Raw genomic sequence first — 6,180 nt, 5'->3', positions numbered from 1 at the left:
CCTGGAAGGTTTTGGTGTTAGCCGGTACATCAATCCAGTTCCCGCCGGAGAAATCGCCGGTCGCTTTCACCCAGCCACTGCCGTAATTGACCCAGAGGTCTTTGGTGTTGAAGTCAGAGCCTTCGGTGGCCGAGCCGCCATAGGCATCGATAAACACACGGGTAGGGGTGGTGGACTCATTGCTCAGCGTGATGGTGACAGAAGCCGCCTCGCCTTCATTAGCGGAAGTGTTGGACACACTGGTGACACGTGGCTTGTCGGCTTCATCAGTGATGACGGCTTCAGCAGATTGCACAAATCCCTGTCTGCCAGGAACAGCCGCCTGGATCTGGATGGTTTCATTCCCTTCATAGACATTGTCATTGAGGGTATCGGCATACACCCTGATCCCATCCTGTCCAGCAGGGACGGAGAAATCAAAACGGTAATTATTTGAAGCGTCGATGACACCTTCACCAATCTTTTGTCCAGACAGATTGTAGATAAAGACTTTGCCTGAGTAGTCAGTGCCATGGTCTGCTTGATGATAACTGTCATTGAAGTTGAGCCTGACCGTCGTGGCTTCATCTGACGGGTTGTTGAAGTTCACTGTCCAACCCGGGGAGGTGCCGCCCTCGACGCCATCTCTGAGGTGAGTGACCGACTGGACAATGGTGGCCGCTTCATCTTCGACAATGATGACCGTACCGGACACCAGACTGCCTTGCCCATCTGCTTTGGCTTTGATGGTGTAGCTTTCATTGCCTTCGTAAGTGCCGTCTTCTGTGGTTTGAGATCGCACCTGGAAGGTTTTGGTGTTAGCCGGTACATCAATCCAGTTCCCGCCGGAGAAATCGCCAGTCGCTTTCACCCAGCCACTACCGTAATTGACCCAGAGGTCTTTGGTGTTGAAGTCAGAGCCTTCGGTGGCCGAGCCGCCATAGGCATCGATAAACACACGGGTAGGGGTGGTGGACTCATTGCTCAGAGTGATGGTGACAGAAGCCGCATCACCTTCATTCACAGATGTATTAGACACACTGGTGACTTTCGGAATGTCGGCGTCATCAGTGATGGTGGCTGTAGAGTTAAGGGTGACCCCTCCAGTCCTTACAGTTAGGGTGTATTCTTCATTCCCTTCAAAAACATTGTCATTGAGGGTAGCGACTTGCACCTTGAAGTTGGTTTCACCTGCAGGCACAGTCACTGTAAAGTTATTACTTTCCGAGACGGGTATTGTCTGGCTTTGACCATTGATAATCACCGTAATGGAAGTGCCGTCAAAATCCGAATTATGCGTAGCGCTATCACCGAACAGCTGCAACACAACCGGTCTGTCAGTGGTGCTGGCGTTTGATAAGTTGACATCAAAGGTATGAGTGTCTCCTTCCGGTGCAGTATCCACGGTGATACTTGCTGGAACTGGAGTATCTTCGACATCGGTAATAGAGGCGGTAGCTGCCTTGCTCGTGCCATTTGCCGTCGCGGTCAGCGTGTATCGCTCGTTTCCTTCAAAGACATCGTCATTGATGGTGTCAACTTTGACCTCGAAGCTACTCTGACCCGCTGGCACGGATACGTTGAAGGTGCCGTCGCTGGCGACGGATACTGTCTGGGTGGCTCCATTAATCACCACAGAGACACTGCTACCACTGAAGTCAGTGCCTTTGGTGGCATTGCTGCCGGCCAGAGTCATGTTGACCGTGGTGGCTGTGGTGCTGGTATTGGACAGGCCGACGGTAAAGGTGTTGGTGCCGCCTTCGGCTACGCTGTCTGCAGTGACACTGGTAACGGTTGGTAGGTCAGCAGTATCAATGATAAGTGCCTGTTCGGAGGTCACCCAGCCTTGATTACCGACAACCGCACCTTGAATCATCAACGTCTCGTTACCTTCATAGACGTCGTCTTGTAATGTGGCGGCAACTATGTGAACACTTTCTTGTCCTGCAGGAATGGTGATATCGGCATGGTAATTATTGGAAGCATCAACCCCTATTGTTTGAAGGAAGGTGCCGTCCAGTGCATAGACATCCACTTGTCCGTTATAGTCATCACCATTGTTTGTGATGCCAGCCTGCTGGATAGCATCGTTGAAGTGCAAGGTGACTGTGGTATCGGAGGTGGAGATATTAGTCAGGTTGATATTCCAACCCGCGCCTTGCTCTCCTTCAATCGCATCCTGCACGTGGGTAATGGTATCTACGCTAGGGGAGCTGGCATTGCCCGTTATGGTTGCTGTTGCGCTGTCAACATCACCATCAGTATCTCGTATTTGATAGGTAAAGCTGATTTCACCGTTGTATTCTGCATCGGCGACAAAGTTCATGCTGCCATCGCTGGCGATCAGTACATTGCCATAGTCTACCGCAATGGTCTGGGCTCCACCGGTCAGGGTGACACCATTAATATGTGTGACTTCCAGTCCGCCGTCTGGTGCGAGATCATTGCTTAACAAGTCTAAAGCGACACTGTTATCTGCGCCCAAGGTAAACTCATCGTTGATCGCATCAACCACATCATCTTCCGGTTTGACGGTGAGGTAGACGGTTGCTGTATCACTTTTTCCCTGCCCATCACTGATGGTGTAAGTGAAACTGGCGGGACCGTTGTAATTGGATGCTGGTGTGAAAGTAATGGTGCCATCAGGGTTGAGGGTTACAGAACCATTTTGAGGATCCTGCACGGAGACTATGGTGAGAGTATCACCGTCTGCGTCGGTGTCATTCACCAGAAGATCAGTCGCATTCAGGACGAGAGAGGTGTCCTCGGACGTGCTGATGGACTCATGTGCATTGACAACGAGGTCATATTCAGAGGCAGTGGCTCCCACCAATTTAACGTCGACCCATTCACTCGCGGGCACCTGACTGCCACTTGGGTAGATGACACCGTTGGCGTAGAGGGTTCCTGTGCTGTATGTCACTGTGTAGAAACCTGACGTGACTGTAACATCAGTACTGATACTAAAGTCGCCAGTACTGCCTTCAGGGTAGGCGACGACTTTGTTGCCACTTGCATCAACGTTGGCGATGTAAATGCTGTAATCACCACCATTAGCACTAGAGTCGGTACCGAGGTATGAAATCGTATAAGCACCATCATCTCCGACAGCGACAATATCGAAGTTCAGGTCATTTTTGTTTTCTTGTTGGCCTGTAAATGTAAGTTGTTCCCCATCTTTTGTGCCGTCTGCATTGTACTTCTGGGTGTGAACGTCATAGTTGCCAGCATCGTTGATCCCACTCCAAACAATAACATAGTCGCCATCACTGCCAACGCCTATGACTTTCGCTGGCCCGTGACCTCCAGGTGTTTCAAGTTTACTTACAGGTTGATCTTTAGAACCGTTGGCATCGAAATGTTGGATATAAGTTTGCCACTGCCCATCTTCTATACCGCGCCAAACGACAACAAAATCCCCGTCTGCACCAACGTTTGTTATTGATGGCAAACTATTTCCGGATGTACCAGCCAAGCTCAACGTTTGGGTAGAATTGGTAATCGGTTGGTTGGTGGTCTCATCCAATAAAGTGAGTTTTACAACACCGCCACTAGAACCGACAATCGCGTACTTGCCGTCACCAACACTGATGACATTGGTCTCTAGGTCACGGACACCATCCGTACCGCCAATATTGAGCGTTTGCGTGCTGCCAATTTTGTCACCGTCTGGAGACAGCATGACAGTGTTGGTGGCGGTTGCCGTTGACCCCTGATTCCAGGAAATGACGTAGTTACCATTATCTAGAGTCGTAATTTCGACCTTCGCTTCAATGGGGTAACCATTGGAATTAGCAGAAACTGACCCGACAACTGTTGGTGAGCCTACTTTGTTGCCACTGGTATCGAGTACCTGTTTGTACAACGTAAAATTGTTTTGCCAAACAAGGACGCTAGTATCACCAGAGTGTTCTGACGTGACAGTTCTTAGTTGTGATGAACCAAGATCCATGACAGGTCCAGTCTTGGCTCCGCCGTGATCATCGGGATTTGCGTAAACGACCTGTGCGTAAGAATGGGTATTTAAGGTGGCGTTGTTGTTGTAACCCGTCCATGTAACGAGCATATCGCCACTGTCATTGAGCTGGGTGACCTGTGGTGACTCGATCTTGTCCCGGCTACCAAGAATAATTTTGTCACCTTTCGGGGTGCCATCCGCGTTAAAGGTTTGGAGAGCGACTTTGTTATTACCATAGTAATTGGTATCCCATGCTCGCCAAACAGCTGTATAGCTGCCGTCTGCGTTAGTCGTAGAGATGTAGGCAGAATCATCGACTCTGTTCGTTCCGAACCCTTCAAGTATTGTGGTATCAACGGTCGGACCGGTGTAGCCAGTCGTTATTGCTCCTGCATCGACCATGGTTGTTGAATCGTCGATGGCATCTGGAGCTGCGTTGGGATTAACAACCGATATGTCTACAGATGCGGTATCTGTATCTCCATCAGCATCTTTAACTTGATAGTTGAAACTCACGTCGCCAAGGTAACCCGCAACAGGCTGAAAGCTCATGGAGCCATCTGAGGCAATCACAACGTTTCCGTTATCCACGGCAATGCTTTGCGAGCCTCCTGTGACTTGCACACCATTAATGTGTGTAACGGAGAGGCCACCATCTGGTGCTGAGTCATTCCCTAAAAGGTTAAGGGAAATAGAGCTATCTTTGTCTACCGAGTAAGAATCACTGACAGCATCAACCGCATCGTCCACTGCGTTTACCGTCATTGTCAGGGTTGCGCTATCACCAGAATTGGTTGTGTAAGTTACCTGCGGAACGCTGCCATTCCAATCTGCGGCAGGTGTAAAGGTGTAGCCGCCATCGGCGTTCAGTATGAATGTTCCGATGCCAGTTATCGTCGCTGTTTGTCCAGCCGTAAAAGTGGTCGAAACACCGGTCACAGTGAAGCTGACAACGCTGGTATTACCCAGATCGTTAGTCAGCACATTGCCATTCAGGTTGGTATCTTCCTGGGTTGAAGCAGAATCGGCGAGTGCCTGTGTCACTGTTGCTGAATCTGAAGCGGAACTAGAGACATTTCCTGCTACATCTGTTTGAGTGGCTGTAACAGACACTGAATCTCCGGCACTAACAGTTTCTGTCCATGAAATGACCCCGTTGGTGTAGGTGTAGCCCGTTGCATCACTGCCATCTGCAAACTGCAGCGTCCCATTATCTAGCAGAAGGTTGACAGTGTTCGATGTGCCATTGTTATCGATGCTAAGAGTCACTATGCCACCGGCAGAGAGCTCGTCATGATCGACTGTGACTGAGAGCTGAAGATTATCAGTGCCTTGTTCTGCAGTGTTGGCGAGACCATCGTCATTTGTGTCATCTACGATCGAAACTATCGGGGAAGCTGGGGCAGTGAGATCAACGGTAAGTTCGTTAACTGTTACGTCTGAAGTGGTGTTACCCGCAATGTCATAAACGACTGCAGAAACGTCATAGGTACCTTCTGTCAAGGACTCTGCATCGGCAACCGCAATGTTCCAGTTGCCATCAGCATCCACGGGAACATTTTCATAGGTGACGCCATTTAGCGTTACGGATAAAGATTCCCCATCCCCCAACGTCGCTGTACCAGTTACAATTGGAGTGATGTCATTCGTCACCAAGGCGTCGACAGTCGCTGCGGTAGGGGCTGTGGTATCAAGGGCAAAGTTGCTTGTATTGCTGCTCTGCGAGACGTTACCCGCGACATCGGTGACGGTCGCGGTGACGGAGTAATCCCCGTCCACAAAGCCGTCAGTATCAGACAGGATGTCAGTGGACACGGTCATCACGATAGGATCGGTGCCGTTCCAGTCTGAAGGGATCAGGGTGTTGACGGTTTCAGTGGTGCCGTCAGGCTGGGTGACGGTGAGGGTCACGGTGTCACCGGAGATTGTGCCGGTCGGTACGGCCACGCTGACCTGCACGCCATCACTGGCTTCGGCTTCACTGACGCCATCAGTGGCCTCAGCAATGGTCAGCACAGGCGCTTCATCCGTGCCACCCGCCCCGGTGCCTTCACCGGCCGCGGTGGTATCCAGGGTAAAGCCGCTAGGGGTACTGGCCTCTGAGACGTTACCGGCCACATCGGTGACGGTCGCCGTGACAGAGTAATCCCCGTCCACAAAGCCGTCAGTATCAGACAGGATGTCGGTGGACACCGTCATCACGATCGGATCGGTGCCGTTCCAGTCTGAAGGGATCAGGGTGT

Annotated in this window: 1 protein-coding gene; it reads right to left on the bottom strand. The window is 50.9% G+C overall.

Going from position 1 to position 6,180, the window contains the following annotated elements; genetic code table 11:
- On the bottom strand, window positions 1-6,180 hold a 6,180-nt coding region (locus RN22_RS24990), incomplete at both ends, for an Ig-like domain-containing protein (protein WP_156168220.1).

Origin of the sequence: Grimontia sp. AD028, assembly GCF_000973155.1 — a bacterium.
Lineage (GTDB): Bacteria > Pseudomonadota > Gammaproteobacteria > Enterobacterales > Vibrionaceae > Enterovibrio > Enterovibrio indicus.
The sequence above is the reverse complement of the archived record's forward strand: the minus strand, read 5'-3'. Positions and strand labels throughout refer to the sequence as shown.